Source organism: Polynucleobacter bastaniensis, from assembly GCF_018882205.1.
In the GTDB taxonomy this organism is placed as follows: domain Bacteria; phylum Pseudomonadota; class Gammaproteobacteria; order Burkholderiales; family Burkholderiaceae; genus Polynucleobacter; species Polynucleobacter bastaniensis.
On sequence record NZ_JACVOU010000002.1, the window covers coordinates 152,856 to 170,124 of the forward strand.

A 17,269-nucleotide genomic window follows, 5' to 3' on the forward strand; every position below is an offset into this window, starting at 1 on the left:
TTCATGAACCAGGGCGGCTCCATTCACTGGGAAGAGGGTGGCCAGAACTGTAAAGCAGTTTGGCATTCTGAAAATGGCATCGCAGCACATAAAAAAGTGGTGACTGCCGACGATACATTAACGGCGGATGATGCCTATCATTTGGCATGTGAAGGTACAGCTATTCTCTGGAAGGGTGATTTTCAAAATGCCCGACAGCTATTGCAGGCCTTGGTTCGACGTATAGATAAACCATCAAAAAAATCAAAGCGTGCCGGCAAGAGGGTGGATAAGTCTACTGATGCCACTCCCAAGAAAACAGCAAAAGATATTTTTAATCAACACCGCCTGATTCAATCTCAGCGTGCCCGAATATTGGGGATGTTGTTAATTCAATGCAATGCGGATCACACTATCCCCTTACGTCGTGCGCCCGATATCACGCAAGCATGTGTAGAGGCATATGGCATCGTTGATCAGTCTTATGTAGTTTCTTTACGTGAACTTTTAGGCGTGATTAGCGCTTATGAGTGGCGCAAGAATGGATTGCCTATTCTGGCTGATGAAAATGGCGAGCCAATTTACGTTCACCCGCATTATGGCGTTTTCTCACCCGTTCGCGGCGAGTACATTGAGTTAGTTTGTAGCGCCCCTTTGCCCAAATCCCTTGATGGGGCGTCCACAGCTTTTGACATTGGCGTAGGTACTGGCGTGCTATCGATTATTTTGGCCATGCGAGATGTCCAAAAAATTGTTGCCACCGATCAAGATGAGCGAGCGCTTATATGTGCCAAAGAAAATATTGCACTCTTGGACTTGGGTTCTCAAATAGACATTGTGAAGGCCAATTTATTTCCAGCAGGAAAGGCTTCATTAATTGTCTGTAACCCGCCATGGGTGCCTGCAAGGCCCAGCTCCTTATTAGAGCATGCGGTCTATGATCCAGAAAGTCAGATGCTCAAAGGATTTTTAGCGGGATTGAAAGATCATTTGCTACCCCAAGGTGAGGGCTGGTTGATTCTGTCTGATTTAGCTGAACATCTTGAGCTCAGATCCCGACAAGAGTTGCTCTCTTGGATTGAAGATGCCGGATTAGTTGTTCTTGAACGCATTGACACCAAACCAAAACATCCGAAGGCATTTGATGAATCGGACTCTCTTCATTTTGCAAGAGCAGCTGAAATCACTTCACTCTGGCGCTTACAAATTCATCAGAAGTATTAGCTTCAACTATTGAACTCCCTGAATGCCCTTTAAGCCTGCGGGCCTTTTAATTTAATGGGGTTGTTGGCCGGCAGAACATCTAATAAAATAAATGAGAATGATTATCATCATTTATTATTGAGTTGATGTATGTAAGGGCTTTGTTTCTTGATAGGAAAAAAATTAAAGATTAGTGCGTCTAAGCTCATCCCTCTTTGGGTAATTGGGGTGCATATTTCTATTATTTTTGGGGTGGGAATATTTCAACAGAAGACTTCGCAGACTTTTGCACCAGAAAGGCTCCCTCTCAGTTTGAGGGACTCGCTTGATCATCGCGCTGTATCCAAAGTATCAAAACAAACTCAGGACATCAATACTACTTATAGTTATCTTGCATCAACGATTGCGAAGGACCAAAGTAATCATGAGTCGAGAATATCGTCTCCAGCAGTGAAAACCTTTCGTGATAGAGACATATTTTTAAATCCAAAACCGATTTACCCCCTCTTAAGCAGGCGTATGCGTGAGCAAGGGGCCGTTCACCTCAAGTTATGTATTGATGAGCGAGGGGATGTGGAAAGTGTTCAGTTAGCTAAAAGTTCTGGCTATGAAAAACTCGATAGATCCGCCATGGACGGTGTTAGACAGTGGAAATTTTCTGCTCTAGAGTCTCAGGATCAGACCATATCTCACTGCTACCATCTCCCGATCCACTTCAGGCTAGAGACTTAAATTGAAACCAGAGTTAAATGTCTCGACAGCAGATTTTGTAAATCCTCAATTGAGCTTAGATAAGGTGATTGCCAGTACGACTTTGTTTGGCAAAGAGAAAACCGTTGTCATCATCCATGATGGCGAAAGATATGTTTTAAGAATTACTAAATTAAAGAAGCTCATTTTGACTAAATAACAACGTACTAATTTATTAGCCAGCAAAAGTATTTTGATATGCGATTAGCCAGCGATTTGATGTTTTTATCACTGGAGATTACATATGAAGCAAAAAAAATTAGTCTGGGCTTTACGCTTGGCCTTGATTTGTGGGTGTTCCTTGAGCCCGTGTATTCAGGCTAAGGAAATAGATTTACCAAGAATGGATATTGTCGGCAGCGAGGAAAATGCGCGTTCGAAAATTCCGGGTACAGTCGACGTAATTAATCAAAAGCAGCTGGAGTTACTTCAGCCCTTATCCATTCAGGATGCCCTAAAAACTATTCCGGGTATCAATATCCGGGGTGATGAAGGTGGCTTAGGCTCTATTCCTAATATTGGGATTCGTGGGCTAAATCCTAGTCGCAGTCAGAAGGTATTGTTGCTGGAGGATGGTGCACCTATTCATCCTAGCCTATTTATTTCTAGCGCTTCTTATTACAGCCCGCCCGTTGATCGTATGAGTGGCATTGAAGTTTTAAAGGGGGCATCAGGCTTGCAGTATGGCCCGTCTAATATTGGTGGGGTTATTAATTACCTCACCAAGACTCCAGAGGAGGGCTTTAAGCTCTCTGGAAAAGCGGGTAACTATGGTTACCAATTTGCTCAAATTGAGGCCGGCGGTAAGTCGGAAAGTAATGGAGCTATCGCAGGCATTAATATCATTAAGTCAGAGAGTGATGGATACCAAGGTAATGGTTTCAGGATGTACGACATTCTCTTCAAGGGTGGGGTGGCCATTGATCAAAACCAATGGCTAAGCCTCAAATATACCCACTATGACAACAATATCAATACCTCATATGTTGGCTTGAGACCAAATCAATATGACGCTCGATTTTCAGGAAACCCTGCTCCTAATGATTACTTTGTTACGCAGAGAAATGCTGTAGATCTGAATCACTCTTGGGAGCTTGGTACTGGAACAAAAATGAACACCTTGCTGTATTGGAGTCGCCTGGACCGAGATTACTGGCGTCAAGCCATCAGTGGTCGCACTGCGGATAAAACTAGTTTTACTCTTTGCAATGGTAGCAATGATTGTATGTTTGGGCGTAATCGTGAATTTCAAATGCTCGGAGTGGATTCACGAGTGACTCATGCTTATGAGGCAATGGGCATAGGTAACGAATTTGAATTCGGACTGCGCTTGCATACTGAGACGCAATCAAACCAGCTTGTGGCATCCCAAAGCCTGGCTAAGTCTGGCAGAGTATCCAGTCATGAGGAAAATAAAGCCAATTCAGTGGCCCTGTTTGCACAAAATAGATTTTTGCTATCAAAAGACTTTGCAGTTACTCCGGGGTTGCGCATTGAAAGTTATAACCAGTCTCGAAATAATGTCCTGACTGAAATCTCAGGTAGCGCAAAGAATTTAGAAACTGTGCCGCAAATTGGAGCAAGCTGGCAACTGATTCCAGAATTACAGCTTTATTCAAGCGTATATAAAGGATTTGCGCCCGCTCAATTAGCAACTGCCATTAGTGAAAAAGGCGTGGATCAGCAATTGGATCCTGAGAGATCAACTAACTTCGAGTTCGGTCTACGGGGTGTCAATAATGGGTTCAGCTATGATGCGGCAATATTTAGCATGAACTTTAGCAATCAAATCGTCAATCAAAGTCTAGCTGCGGGTATTACCAAAGCAAACGGTGGCAAGAGCTTACATCAGGGTATGGAATTATCTTTAGCTTATGCACTTCAATCCGGATGGGGTCTGAATGGGAATCTGACTTACATTCCTGTCGCTAAATTTGTTGGTAATTCATCTATGGGAAAAGATGGAAACCGTATCCCATACACATCAGAGTTGGTATCGAATTTAGGTGTCAGCTATCAGAAAAATGGCCTCAACACTTTAGTTAGTCTGAATTACTTATCGTCTCAATTTGCTGATTCGGCAAATACTGCTTTACCAAACTCCATTGGGACTCTGGGGGAAATTCCTGCCATCACCACTGTTAATTGGAGTGCGAATTATGCAATCAATAAAAGTTTGAAAGTATTTGGTGTGGTGAATAACCTGTTAAACAAGCGCTATATTTCCAGTAGAAGTCCTGATGGGATTTTTGCTGGCGCACCCATCAATTTTCAGGCGGGTATGAGTTACCAGTTTTTCTGATGCGGTAAATAGCTTGTAGTCAGTTTTTCTATCTCGGCCAATTATTTAGCAAATAGCTGGCTGGGATCCTCAAATGCCTTGAACTCCAAAGCATTACCAGCGGGATCGAGAAAGAACATGGTGGCTTGCTCACCCACTTTTCCTTTAAAGCGAATCTGCGGCTCAATGATGAACTTCATGCCGCTGCTACTTAATTTATCGGCTAATGCATGCCAATCTGGCATCGTCAGTACCACTCCAAAGTGTTTTACGGGAACTTGATGTCCGTCAACCTCATTTGAGGCTGCATGACTGCATTCTTCAGGTGCTAGGTGGGCAACTAATTGGTGCCCAAAGAAATCAAAATCAATCCATTCATCGGAGCTACGACCTTCTGCGCAGCCTAAGGTGCTGCCGTAAAAAGTACGAGCTGCTTCCAGGTTGTCTACAGGAAAAGCCAGGTGAAAAGGTTGAATGTTTGACATAACGGTCCTTGGCAAGATGTGGAATTGAGCTCAGCTAGCTTAAATGGATGTGATTGTGAAGTTTAGTATATTGAGAGCATAAATATAAAACTGTGACTTGGAGACAAAAATGATCACTTTTCGATTGAGTAAGCTTTGCCGTTCTATCGCCCAGGCAACCCTCATCCTGAGCTTTTCTGGTTTGGTGCATGCCGCTTATCCGGACAGGCCAATCAAACTCATCGTGCCCTATCCTCCTGGTGGGGCTACCGATGTCATTGGACGAATTCTAGCCAAGAATTTAGGCGACTCTTTGGGTCAGCAAGTGTTGGTTGAGAATCGCAGTGGAGCTGGTGGCAATATCGGTGCCGAAGCGGTGGCTAAAGCAAATCCAGATGGCTACACCTTATTGATGGGCGCAGTCACCTCACATTCCACTATGGCAACGCTTGAAAAGGGCAAGTTACGTTACGATCTTCTGAAGGATTTCACTCCAGTCATGATTGTGGGTTCTGTGCCTTTGGTGGTGGTAGTGAACCCCAATGTTCCTGTAAGAACCTTAAAGGGTTTAGTGGATTACGCAAAAGCCAATCCAGACAAATTAAATTACGCCTCTTCAGGCGCGGGTGCACCACAGAGAATGGGTGCGGAAATTTTCCAAAAAGAAGCGGGTCTCAAAATCACGCACGTGCCATACAAGGGTAGTGGCCCAGCCATGACCGATTTGGTTGCAGGACAAGTCAACATGATGGTAGAAACGGTTCCTGCTGCATTGCCGTTTATCAACACTGGGCAATTACGTCCTTTAGCGGTGACAACGGCAAAACGTATTTCGATGTTGCCTGATGTTCCTACGACTGCTGAATCTGGTATGCCCACTCTGGAAGTGAGTTCTACCTTTGGTGTTCTAGCGCCAGTCAGTACACCCATACCTATCGTTGATCAGTTGAATAGTGCTATCGCTAAACTATTACTCAATCCTGAGGTGAAGGAAGCATTTCTGAAGCAAGGTGTTTATGCTGCAGCGCCAACCAAGCCCAAGAAATCAGCTGAATTGCTAGCTACTGAAGTGAAGCGTTGGGAAAAAGTCATTAGAGAAGCTGATATCAAAGCTGAGTAAGCACCATTTATTTTTAAGTTAAAGAATGATTTATGACAAGCAATGTAGATAAAGAAAAAAAGCAGCCCATAGAGAGTGGTTTGCGTAAGGGCTTAACCAGCTATGGCGATAAAGGCTTCTCCTTGTTTTTGCGTAAAGCATTTATCAAGGGTGCTGGCTATACCAATAGCGCTCTGGATCGTCCCGTCATTGGCATTATTAATACTGGGAGTGCTTACAACCCCTGTCATGGCAACATGCCGCAACTGATTGAGGCTGTAAAGCGGGGCGTGATGTTGGCTGGTGGCTTGCCGATGGATTTCCCCACTATCTCGATTCATGAAAGCTTTGCTGCTCCTACTAGCATGTACTTGCGTAACCTGATGTCAATGGATACGGAAGAGATGTTGCGAGCTCAGCCGATGGATGCGGTAGTAATGATTGGTGGTTGCGATAAAACTGTACCTGCGCAAATGATGGGCGCTGCTTCCGCCGGTCTTCCGGCAATTCAGTTGATTACCGGTTCTATGCTGACAGGTTCCCATCGAAGTGAGCGTGTGGGTGCATGTACCGACTGTCGTCGCTATTGGGGAAAATTCCGCGCTGGTGAAATTGACGAAGCTGAAAAAGATGAAGTGAATGACCAACTAGTAGCTAGTGTAGGTACCTGCTCAGTCATGGGTACTGCCAGTACGATGGCTTGTATTTCTGAAGCCCTTGGTATGACTGTGCCTGGTGGCGCAACACCGCCTGCAGTCACTGCCGATCGAATTCGGATTGCAGAGGAGACGGGTACTCGCGCTGTACAAATGGCAAAAGACGGCTTAACAATTGATAAGGTATTAACAGCAGACGCTTTTGAAAACGCGATGCGTGTTTTATTGGCAATTGGTGGCTCGACTAACGGCATCGTACATTTAGCCGCTATCGCTGGTCGTATGGGTCTAGAGATTGACTTGGATGCACTCGATAAGATGGGTGATGAGACGCCAGTATTGGTAGATTTGAAGCCCTCTGGTGACCATTACATGGAAAACTTTCATGATGCGGGTGGTATGACTACGCTGCTACGTGAGCTTAAGCCTTTATTAAAACTCGATGCGATGACAGTAACGGGTCGCACTTTAGGTGAAGAGATTGATGCTGCTCCCCTAAGCTTTAGGCAAGATGTAGTGCGCAAGTTTAATAACCCGATTTATCCACGTGGCAGCATTGCAGTGTTGCATGGCAACTTAGCGCCCGGTGCCGCCATCATTAAACAATCAGCAGCCAATGAAAAACTCATGGAGCATGAGGGTCGCGCTGTTGTGTTTGAAAACAGTGAAGACCTAGCCAATCGGATTGATGGACCAGATCTAGATGTGACGGCAGATGATATTTTGGTGCTCAAGAACATTGGCCCCAAAGGCGCGCCTGGTATGCCTGAAGCGGGATATATTCCGATTCCGATGAAGCTTGCTCGTGCTGGCGTAAAAGATATTGTGCGAATTTCTGATGGGCGCATGAGTGGTACGGCGTTCGGAACCATTGTGTTGCACGTGACTCCAGAGGCTGCAGTAGGTGGGCCACTGGCGTTTGTACATAATGGTGACCGCATCCGCTTGAGCGTGAAGAATCGTGAGATTAGTTTGTTGGTCTCCGATGAAGAGTTGGCTAAGCGTGCAAAAGAGAATCCAGTAATAGAGCCCACTGCAGAGCGTGGCTACCTCAAACTATTCTTAGATACTGTTACTCAAGCAGACAAAGGCGTTGACTTTGATTTCTTGAGAGCGGTGAAGATAGTGGGTAAGACACCAAAGCGTTGATGCAATCAATGGGAAGAAAAAATAGCAGCTAAGAAAAACGCCACCCTGGTGGGTGGCGTTGGACTGTTACATACTTCAAAATGGTGGAGTCGGCGGGAATCGAACCCGCGTCCGCAAATCCTCTACAACAAGTTCTACATACTTAGTCATATCATTTAATTTAGCTAGCTAGTCACAGACTGACATGTTCCACGCTGGCGATTCACTAAGTTTTCGAACCATTCCCCGTGACATGAAATGATCTTATCTCTTGTAAATGACCCTGATCTAGCTTTCGCTAGCTGACCCAAGAGAGAATCAGTTCAGGGGCAACCGCAATTAAGCGGCTAGTGCGAAACGTTCGTCGTTTGCAGTTATTACATTCCCATTGATTTACGAGATAACGGGTCCTCGGTATGCCCTTGATGCTTTGTAATCCACGTCGAAACCATGTCGACCCCGGAGTTTATGCATTGGAAACTCTATTTTAAGGTGCTTACTCCTAAATTGCTCATTATCTTTTTATCTCCCTACTGCGGGAAGATGATTTTCAGCAATTCTTTTGGGTGATTTACGAGATAATCCGCGCCCCAGGCCTCTGGGGGCTCCTCACAGCCACAATAGCCATAGGCTGCTGCGATGGTCTTCATACCCGCCGCTTTGCCCGCTACGATGTCTCTAATGTCATCGCCGACATAGACCGATTTAGTCGGGTCAATATTGGCGAGTCTGGCAGCGTGCAAGATAGGCTCAGGATGGGGTTTTGAATGCGGGGTTGTATCGCCAGAGACTGTGGATGCTGCTCTGTGGCGTAAGCCCATTAACTCAGTTAGGGGATTGGTAAAGCGTTCGCTTTTATTGGTAACAATGCCCCAAGGTAGCTTTGCGCCATCTAATTGATCTAGTAAATGATCAATGCCATCAAAAATGATGCTGTTGACCAAGAGTGCTTTTTCATAATTTGAGAAGAACTCATCTCGAAGTGGAATGAAATCAGGGTGATCGGTATCGATCCCAAATGCCCCTTTAATCAGTCCACGAGCCCCTGCTGAAGCACGGGGACGTAATACCTCATATTGCATAGCTGGAAGATTGCGAGCGGTAAGGAGTTGGTTAGCAGCTGAGACAAGGTCTGGAGCCGTATCGGCAAGAGTGCCATCTAGGTCAAAAAAGATGCCCTTGTAAGGACTTACTAACCCGCTACTCATTTACGCACAACAATCATATAGTTCACATCCACATCTTCTCCTAATTTATAGACTTGCGTGATGGGGTTGTATGTCATCCCTTTCATGCCAAGCATTTCTAATCCGGCGTGACGGGTAAATGCGACTAATTCAGAGGGCTTGATGAATTTGGCATATTCGTGAGTACCCTTGGGGAGCAGTCGCAAGATATATTCAGCGCCAATAATGGCAAATAAGTAGGACTTGGGATTGCGGTTCAGGGTGCTAAAAAAGAGGGTGCCGCCTGGTTTACACAGCTTTGCACAGGCCCGAACTACAGACGAAGGGTCTGGCACATGCTCAAGCATCTCCATGCAGGTCACAACGTCATATTGCTCTGGCTCTTCCTCAGCTAGCGCTTCAGCTGAAATAGAGCGGTATTTGAGGGTCGCGCCTACCTCTAGTGCATGTAACTCAGCTACCTTAAGGGCTTTTTCAGACAAGTCGATGCCACAAGTATCAGCGCCAGACTGGGCAATTGACTCCGCCAGAATTCCGCCGCCACAGCCGACATCGAGAACCTTCTTACCTTGGAGATCAACAAAAGACTTGATCCAATTGAGGCGCAGGGGGTTAATGGCATGCAAAGGTTTGAATTCGCTTTGGGGATCCCACCAGCGATGGGCTAGGGCGCTAAATTTAGCGATTTCAGATTGATCGACGTTCATAGGAATAAAGGCGCTGTAAGCACGTTGAGATAAATGAATTACGAATATAGCGGAAATAAAAAAGCCCGGCAGAACCGGGCTTTTTTACAAGTAAAAAGAATTACTTAACTGCAGCTGTACCAACAACTTCGATGTCGGTGCGGCGGTTCTTAGCGCGGCCTTCAGCAGTTGCATTGCTTGCAACTGGATTGCTCTTGCCTTTTGATTCTGTATAAATACGGCTACCGTCAACACCTTTGCTTACTAAGTAAGCTTTAACTGACTGAGCACGACGCTGGCCGAGAGCCATGTTGTATGCATCAGTACCAACGCTATCAGTGTTACCAACAGCAATAATTACTTCTAATTTGATTTTGCTTAAGTCTCTAGCGATTTTGTCTAAAGTTGCTTGACCTTCTGCCTTCAATGTTGCTTTATCGAAGTCATAGAGTGTGTCAGCTTGCAAAGTGATCTTGCTTTGAGTAACACTTGAAGCAGGAGCAGCAGCCTTAGGAGCCAAGAAACCATCACAACCTTTAGCTGCTGTAGCGGGAGTCCAGTTGTTATCGCGCCAGCACAATGTGCCATCGCCGTTTTTCCAGGATAAACCTGTTGAGTTGACCCAGTTGTCAACGTTTTGAGCGGAAGTAGCAGTCGCAGCAACAGAAATTACGCCAGCAAGTACCAGTTTTAGGGTTTTGTTCATTTTTAGTCCTCAAAAATCTCTTTTTTAATTAAAGTCAAACTTAAATGTAATTCGCCCTACTTTGAAGCAAAAACCGCAAAGCGACACATCTCAATTTCGTACAAACTGACAGAATATTAGCATAGGGGCTATCAGTCATCAAAATGATATTATTTCTAAATGGAACAAGCCGCTAAAGAAACACTACCAATATCCCTAGAAGACGAAATGCGGCGGTCCTATTTGGACTATGCAATGAGCGTCATTGTCGGCAGAGCCCTGCCAGACGTACGTGACGGCCTCAAACCGGTTCATCGCCGGGTCTTATTTGCGATGTATGAATTAAACAACGATTGGAACCGTGCTTACAAAAAATCTGCCCGTATAGTTGGCGATGTGATCGGTAAATACCATCCTCATGGCGATTCTGCGGTATACGACACTATTGTTCGCATGGCCCAGGACTTCTCCCTGCGCTATATGCTGGTTGACGGGCAGGGTAACTTTGGCTCTGTAGACGGTGATAACGCTGCTGCGATGCGCTACACCGAGATCCGCCTTCGTAAGATCGCCCATGAGTTATTGGCCGATTTGGACAAGGAAACCGTGGATTTCGGGCCAAATTACGATGGCAGCGAGAAAGAACCCCTGATTCTTCCTGCAAAAGTGCCTAATTTGTTGATAAACGGTAGCTCAGGTATTGCAGTGGGTATGGCGACCAATATCCCTCCCCATAACTTGGATGAGGTGGTTACAGCCTGTTTACACGTACTGCACAACCCAGAATGCACTATCGACGAGCTCATTGAAATCATTCCTGCTCCGGATTTCCCGACCGCCGGCATTATTTATGGCGTTCAAGGTGTTCGAGAGGGCTATCGCACTGGCCGTGGCCGTGTTGTGATGCGTGCTAAGACTCACTTTGAAGACCTCGATAAGGGCGCACGTCAGGCCATCATCGTCGATGAGTTGCCATACCAAGTAAACAAAAAGAACTTGCTCGAGCGTATTGCTGAGTTGGTGAATGAGAAAAAAGTAGAAGGAATCTCTGATTTACGTGATGAGTCAGACAAGTCAGGTATGCGTGTAGTCATTGAATTGAAGCGCGGTGAAGTGCCTGAAGTAGTTCTCAATAATTTGTACAAGAGCACTCAGCTACAAGACAACTTCGGTATGAACATGGTGGCTCTGGTGGACAACCAGCCGCGCCTGTTGAACCTGAAGCAAATGTTGGAGTACTTCTTGCAGCATCGTCGTGAAGTAGTCACACGTCGCACAATTTTTGAATTACGCAAAGCGCGTGAGCGTGGTCACGTCTTAGAAGGTTTGGCAGTTGCGTTGGCAAACATTGATGAATTCATTGCCATCATTAAAGCGGCTGCAAACCCCGTAGTTGCTAAGCAAGACTTAATGAGTAAACCTTGGGACTCCTCCATGGTGCGCGAGATGTTGGCGCGTGCTGAGACGGATACTCCAGGTGGTCGCAATGCTTACCGTCCTGAAGGTTTGTTGCCAGAGTACGGCATGCAAACCACTGGTCTCTATCGTTTATCGGATAGCCAAGCACAAGAAATTTTGCAGATGCGTTTACAACGCTTGACTGGCCTTGAGCAAGACAAGATCGTAAATGAGTACAAAGATGTGATGGCACAGATTTCGGATTTGCTCGACTTACTTGCTAAGCCAGAGCGTGTCACTCAAGTCATTGAGTCTGAGTTGAAAGAAGTGCAGGCTGAGTTTGGTATTACTGGTGGTGACTCAGGTCGTCGTTCATTTATTGAAATGAATGCAACCGAGTTGTTCACAGAAGACCTGATTACTCCGCAAGATATGGTGGTCACACTTTCTAACACTGGTTATATGAAGAGCCAGCCACTGAGTGAATACCGTGCGCAAAAACGGGGTGGTCGTGGCAAACAAGCTGCAGCCACCAAAAATGAAGACTGGATTGAAACACTCTTCGTTGCGAATACGCATGACATTATTCTTTGCTTCTCTGATCGCGGACGCATGTACTGGCTCAAGGTGTGGGAAGTTCCACAAGGAAGTCGTAATTCACGCGGCAAGCCAATCGTTAATATGTTCCCGCTGATTGAAGGCGAAAAGATTACCGTGATTCTCCCGATTAAGGGATATCAGGATGATCATTACGTCTTTATGTCTACAAGTTTAGGTACAGTGAAGAAGACACGTTTGTCTGATTTCTCCAATCCACGCAAGGCCGGTATTATTGCTGTCGATTTAAACGAGAATGACTTCTTAGTCGGTGCAGCGATTACTGATGGTCAGCATGATGTGATGTTGTTCTCGGATGCTGGTAAAGCGGTGCGCTTTGATGAGAACGATGTTCGCCCAATGGGTCGTACAGCGCGCGGTGTGCGTGGTATGAACTTAGGTGAAGGTCATCAAGTCATTGCCATGTTAGTTGCTCCAGCTGAAGCTGCTGAAGGTACTGAGGCGGCTGTCGTTGATGCGAATGGCCTCGCAATTCCGAGTAGCGTATTAACTGCAACAGAAAATGGTTTTGGTAAACGCACTCCGATTGGTGAATACACCCGTCATGGTCGTGGCACTAAAGGCATGATTGCAATTCAGACAACTGAGCGCAACGGCAAAGTGGTTGCCGCTGCTTTGGTCTCTCCTGAAGATCAAATTATGTTGATTACTACGGGCGGTATCTTGGTGCGCACGCGCGTTTCTGAGATTCGCGAGATGGGGCGCGCAACACAAGGCGTCACCTTGATTAACGTCGATGAAGGCACTCGCTTGTCTGGCTTGCAGCGTATTGCTGAAAGCGATTCTGATGATGAGAGCGATCTTGAAGATGGTGAAGACGGCGACCCAGCCCTTGATTCCAGTCCTGATGAAGCTGGCGATGCCTAATTGGCATCCATATAAGGTTAATTAACTCCATGACGTTTGACCGCCGCATTTTTAATTTCGCTGCGGGGCCTGCTACCTTGCCTGAAGAGGTATTGAAGCAGGCTGCTGCAGAGATGTTGAATTGGCGGGGCTTGGGCGCGAGCGTCATGGAAGTGAGTCATCGAGGCAAAGAGTTCATGGCCTTGTATGAGGAAGTGCTGCAAGATTTACGCACCCTTATGGGCATTCCGGATTCCTATGAAATCTTGATGCTTCAAGGTGGTGGCTTAGGTCAAAATGCTGCAATTCCCATGAACCTGATGCCCTTAGCCAAAAATGGTCCCAAGGCCGATTTTTTAGTCACTGGCATTTGGTCAGAAAAGTCGTACAAAGAAGCGGACAAGTATGGCCTTGCTCATCTAGCAGCCTCTTCTGCGGCTGAAAAATTTAACACGATCCCAGATCGCTCTAGTTGGCAGCTATCAGATGATGCTGCTTATGTTCATTACTGTGCGAATGAAACCATTGGTGGCGTAGAGTTCCCCGATGTTCCTGATGTCAATGGCAAGTTACTAGTCGCAGATATTTCTAGCAACATCCTTTCCAGGGAAATGGATGTCACAAAGTGTGGTGTCTGGTTTGGCGGCGCACAAAAAAATATTGGTCCATCCGGCGTAACGATCGTGATCGTTCGAAAAGATCTGATGGGGCACAGTATGAAAATTACACCATCGATTTGGGACTGGTCTAAACAAGCAGCAACTGATTCCATGTTGAACACGCCACCCACCTTTGCCATCTATATGGCTGGTCTTGGCTTCAAGTGGTTGATGAAGCAAGGCGGTGTAAAAGTGATTGAGAAATGCAATCAAGAAAAAGCAGACTTGCTCTATCACTTCCTAGATCAGAGTAGCTTGTATGAGAGCCGCGTTACCAAAGAATATCGCTCCAGAATGAATGTCACATTCTTTCTGAAAGATGAAAATTTAAATGCCCAGTTCCTGGAGCAATCCAATGCAGCAGGCTTAGTTGCCTTGCGCGGTCATAAAGCGGCAGGCGGTATGCGCGCTAGTATTTACAACGCAATGCCGCTAGAGGGCGTCAAGACCTTAGTGGAATTTATGCGTGACTTTGAAAGGCGTGCCTAATGAGCTCCAAAGACCAAAGTACCGAAGAACAGCGCCTAGCGCCAATCCGCGACAAGATTGATGCACTGGATGCGCAGATTTTAGATTTGCTATCACAGCGTGCAAAAGCTGCTCAAGAGGTCGGTCACATTAAGGGTGGGTTTTCATCGCCCGTGTTTAGGCCAGAGCGTGAGCGTCAAGTTGTTGCGCGTTTACAGGAGCTCAGCAAGGGTCCGTTGTTGCATGATGGTATCGCTGCCATTTGGCGTGAGGTGATGTCTGCCTGCCGTGCTTTAGAAGCGCGTCAGACGATTGCTTATCTTGGTCCAGTAGGCACATTTTCAGAGCAAGCAGCGCAAACCTATTTTGGCCACTCGATTGCCGGTCTTCCTTGCAACAGTTTGGATGAAGTATTTAAGGCGGTAGAGAAGGGCGCGGCGCAGTTTGGTGTTGTGCCTGTAGAAAATTCTAGTGAGGGTGCGATTTCAAGAACCTTAGACTTGCTTCTAGACTCGCCGATGCGGATTAGCGGTGAAGTGGTGTTGCCTATTCGTCACCATCTTTTAACCAAGAGCGGTAGCTTAGATGGCGTGACTACGGTTTGTGCACACGCTCAGGCTTTGGCGCAATGTCAGCAATGGTTGAGCGTGCATGCCCCCCAATTAAAGCGTCAAGCAGTAAGCAGTAATGCAGAGGCTGCTCGTATGTCTGCCAATGATCCGACTTTGGCGGCGATTGCTGGAGACCCTGCGCAAGAAGTTTATGGATTGCAGGCAGTAGCCGCACAGATTCAGGATGATCCACAAAATCGTACTCGTTTCGTGGTGGTCGGTACTTACGAGTGTCAACCTACTGGCAAAGATCAAACATCTCTGGTGCTATCAGTAGATAACCAACCAGGTGCCGTACATCGTTTATTAGAGCCTTTGGCCAAGCATGGCGTTTCCATGAATCGCTTTGAGTCTCGCCCTGCTCGCAAGGGAACTTGGGAGTACCACTTCTATATTGATGTAGCGGGACATACTGAAGACGCAAAAGTAGCCAAAGCATTAGAAGAGTTAAAAACGATAGCTGCTTTTTATAAAAACCTCGGCTCATATCCTCATTCAGCATGACATCAAAATCTAACATTGGTTTAAAGCATATTCATGCGATAGCTCCCTATGTTGGTGGGCGACCCATCAGTGAGGTCGCGCGTGAGTACGGCCTTGATGAAAACAAGATTGTGAAGCTCGCATCTAATGAAAATCCATTAGGTATGCCAAAGTCGGCGCAAGACGCGATGCTTAAAGCTGCGAGTGACTTGGGTCGCTATCCAGATTCCAATGGTTTTGAATTAAAGAATGTTCTATCAGCGCGTTTAGGTGTTCCAACGGATTGGATTACCTTGGGTAACGGTAGTAACGACATTTTGGAGTTAGCTGCACGTGCAGTAGCTCAGGCTGGCGATGAGGTGATCTTCTCTAAACATGCCTTTGCGGTTTATCCATTAGCGACACAAGCTGTAGGCGCTAAGGCAATTGAAGTAACTGCAACTGCAATGTATGGTCATGACCTGCCTGCCATGCTACAAGCAGTTAAAGCCTCAGGTGATAAAGCGAAGCTGGTGTTTGTGGCTAACCCAAATAATCCGACCGGTAGCTACTTAAGCGCTAAAGAGATCGAAGATTTCTTAATGGCTGTGCCTGCTCATGTAGTGGTTGTATTGGATGAGGCTTATAACGAGTACCTCACTCCAGAGCAGCGATATGACGCGATTGCTTGGGTGAAGCGCTTTCCTAATATGATTTTGTCTCGCAGCTTCTCAAAGGCTTATGGCTTAGCAGGCTTACGAATCGGATATGGTGTGGCTCAGCCTGCCTTGACGGATTTACTCAACCGTATTCGTCAACCATTTAACGTCAACAGTCTGGCGCAAGCAGCGGCGATCGCAGCGTTCCAAGATTCTGCTTTCTTGCAGCAAGGCTTTGAATTGAATCGCGCTGGTCTAGCTCAACTGACACAAGCATTCGATGCGCTTGGCTTAACTTACCTTCCTTCTGCTGGCAACTTTGTGCTCGTGAGAGTGGGTGAAGATGATGGCGCTGGTGCTCGTATTAATTTAGAGTTGCTTAAGCGTGGCATTATTGTTCGCCCAGTTGGCAATTACGGTTTACCACAATGGTTGCGTATTTCCATTGGCCTACCCGAAGAGAACGCAGCATTTATTGATGCCCTCAAAGATATTTTGGCGCAGCAGTAATTCAGCACTAATTACATAAATTTCATAAGCCAATGGCCATCATTAATCCATCTAGTAATTACGGTACCGTCGCGATTGTTGGTGTTGGTCTCATTGGTGCTTCCTTGGGTCTGGCATTAAAAAAAACGGGCGTAGTCAATCAGGTTTTGGGTGTCGGCCGTAGCGTCGCGAATCTAGACCAAGCGCTCAAGATGGGTGCTATAGATGCTGTAGTTGACTTAGTTGAGGCCGCTAAGCAAGCACACGTGATGGTGTTATGCATGCCAGTGGCGCAGATGCGTACAGCCTTTGAAATCATCGAACCTCATCTTGAACCTAAAACAATGATTACCGATGCGGGTAGCACTAAGGGCGATGTGATCTTGGCCGCTAAAGAAGTTTTGGGTAAAAAAGCTTGTCAGTTTGTACCGGCGCACCCGATTGCTGGTGGCGCGCAACATGGTGCTAGCGCTGCAACAGCAGATTTATTTGAAGGCAAGCAAACCATTCTTTGCCCCCTACAAGAAAACTCCCCACAAGATACCGATTTAATCGAAGGCTTTTGGCAGTCAGTTGGCTCTGTTGTTAAAAAGATTTCTTGTGTACAGCATGATGCAATCTACGCAGCAGTCTCTCATTTGCCGCATATTCTGTCTTATGCATTAATGGCCAGTGTTGTGAACTCAGAGGATGCTGATCAAAAGCTCAGTCATGTGGGCGCAGGCTTCAAAGATTTCACACGCATTGCAGCTTCGAGCCCAGAGATGTGGCGTGATATTTGCCTAGGTAATCGCACCGCAGTTCTCAAAGAGCTTGATCAATATTTGCTCATCGTGACTCACATGCGTAAATTGATTGCTGACAATGATGGTGCTGGCTTAGAGAAGTTATTCAACAAGGCCAGCAAAGCACGCCAAGATTTGGATGGGCTTTGATGAGCG

At 46.3% G+C, this 17,269-nt stretch carries 15 protein-coding genes and 1 other RNA gene; 11 read left to right on the top strand and 5 right to left on the bottom strand.

The window, feature by feature from the left end; genetic code table 11:
• Positions 1-3 precede the first annotated feature (3 nt).
• From ICN22_RS03890 to ICN22_RS03905, 4 genes are all read left to right on the top strand, one after another.
• Positions 4-1,203, top strand: a complete 1,200-nt coding sequence (locus ICN22_RS03890) for a methyltransferase (RefSeq protein WP_216168983.1) — start codon at positions 4-6, stop codon at positions 1,201-1,203.
• A gap of 429 nt (positions 1,204-1,632) precedes the next feature.
• On the top strand, positions 1,633-1,914 hold the full coding sequence (locus ICN22_RS03895; protein WP_216168984.1) for an energy transducer TonB: 282 nt from the start codon (positions 1,633-1,635) through the stop codon (positions 1,912-1,914).
• A 1-nt stretch (position 1,915) separates the two neighbouring features.
• A complete protein-coding gene (gene hemP / locus ICN22_RS03900) occupies positions 1,916-2,092 on the top strand; it encodes a hemin uptake protein HemP (RefSeq protein WP_216168985.1) in 177 nt (58 codons plus the stop codon).
• A gap of 84 nt (positions 2,093-2,176) precedes the next feature.
• Positions 2,177-4,234, top strand: coding sequence for a TonB-dependent receptor family protein (locus ICN22_RS03905; RefSeq protein WP_216168986.1), 2,058 nt, complete (start codon positions 2,177-2,179; stop codon positions 4,232-4,234).
• Positions 4,235-4,275: 41 nt separating this feature from the next.
• On the opposite strand, the gene ICN22_RS03910 is transcribed toward ICN22_RS03905, so the two are convergent.
• Positions 4,276-4,698, bottom strand: coding sequence for a VOC family protein (locus ICN22_RS03910; RefSeq protein ID WP_216168987.1), 423 nt, complete (start codon positions 4,696-4,698; stop codon positions 4,276-4,278).
• 109 nt (positions 4,699-4,807) lie between these two features.
• On the opposite strand from ICN22_RS03910, the gene ICN22_RS03915 reads away from it, so the two are divergent.
• Positions 4,808-5,797, top strand: a complete 990-nt coding sequence (locus ICN22_RS03915; protein ID WP_216168988.1) for a Bug family tripartite tricarboxylate transporter substrate binding protein — start codon at positions 4,808-4,810, stop codon at positions 5,795-5,797.
• Positions 5,798-5,829: 32 nt separating this feature from the next.
• Entirely contained in the window at positions 5,830-7,581 is a 1,752-nt protein-coding gene (locus ICN22_RS03920) for an IlvD/Edd family dehydratase (protein WP_216168989.1), read from the top strand.
• Positions 7,582-7,662: 81 nt separating this feature from the next.
• On the opposite strand, the gene ssrA is transcribed toward ICN22_RS03920, so the two are convergent.
• The 4 genes from ssrA to ompA all read right to left on the bottom strand — a co-directional run bounded on the left by ssrA (position 7,663) and on the right by ompA (position 10,139).
• Positions 7,663-8,021: a transfer-messenger RNA gene (gene ssrA, locus ICN22_RS03925) on the bottom strand.
• A 69-nt stretch (positions 8,022-8,090) separates the two neighbouring features.
• Positions 8,091-8,768, bottom strand: a complete 678-nt coding sequence (locus ICN22_RS03930) for an HAD family hydrolase (RefSeq protein WP_216168990.1) — start codon at positions 8,766-8,768, stop codon at positions 8,091-8,093.
• A complete protein-coding gene (ubiG, locus tag ICN22_RS03935) occupies positions 8,765-9,454 on the bottom strand; it encodes a bifunctional 2-polyprenyl-6-hydroxyphenol methylase/3-demethylubiquinol 3-O-methyltransferase UbiG (protein ID WP_216168991.1) in 690 nt (229 codons plus the stop codon). Before ubiG ends, ICN22_RS03930 begins: the two co-directional genes overlap by 4 nt.
• Positions 9,455-9,554: 100 nt before the next feature.
• On the bottom strand, positions 9,555-10,139 hold the full coding sequence (ompA, locus tag ICN22_RS03940) for an outer membrane protein OmpA (protein WP_216168992.1): 585 nt from the start codon (positions 10,137-10,139) through the stop codon (positions 9,555-9,557).
• Positions 10,140-10,298: 159 nt separating this feature from the next.
• Between ompA and gyrA the strand changes: the two genes are divergently transcribed.
• Genes gyrA through ICN22_RS03965 form a run of 5 tightly spaced genes read left to right on the top strand, consistent with a single transcriptional unit; the run spans position 10,299 to position 17,263 of the window.
• Positions 10,299-13,001, top strand: a complete 2,703-nt coding sequence (gyrA, locus tag ICN22_RS03945; RefSeq protein WP_216168993.1) for a DNA gyrase subunit A — start codon at positions 10,299-10,301, stop codon at positions 12,999-13,001.
• A gap of 29 nt (positions 13,002-13,030) precedes the next feature.
• Positions 13,031-14,128 carry a 3-phosphoserine/phosphohydroxythreonine transaminase gene (gene serC / locus ICN22_RS03950; RefSeq protein ID WP_216168994.1) on the top strand — a complete coding sequence of 366 codons (1,098 nt, stop codon included), beginning with the start codon at positions 13,031-13,033 and terminating at the stop codon, positions 14,126-14,128.
• On the top strand, positions 14,128-15,222 hold the full coding sequence (pheA, locus tag ICN22_RS03955; protein WP_216168995.1) for a prephenate dehydratase: 1,095 nt from the start codon (positions 14,128-14,130) through the stop codon (positions 15,220-15,222). The genes serC and pheA overlap by 1 nt, the downstream gene beginning before the upstream one ends.
• Positions 15,219-16,349, top strand: coding sequence for a histidinol-phosphate transaminase (gene hisC / locus ICN22_RS03960; RefSeq protein ID WP_216168996.1), 1,131 nt, complete (start codon positions 15,219-15,221; stop codon positions 16,347-16,349). Before pheA ends, hisC begins: the two co-directional genes overlap by 4 nt.
• A gap of 32 nt (positions 16,350-16,381) precedes the next feature.
• Positions 16,382-17,263: a prephenate dehydrogenase gene (locus ICN22_RS03965; protein ID WP_216168997.1), complete on the top strand. Its 882-nt coding sequence runs from the start codon at positions 16,382-16,384 to the stop codon at positions 17,261-17,263.
• Positions 17,264-17,269: the final 6 nt, after the last annotated feature.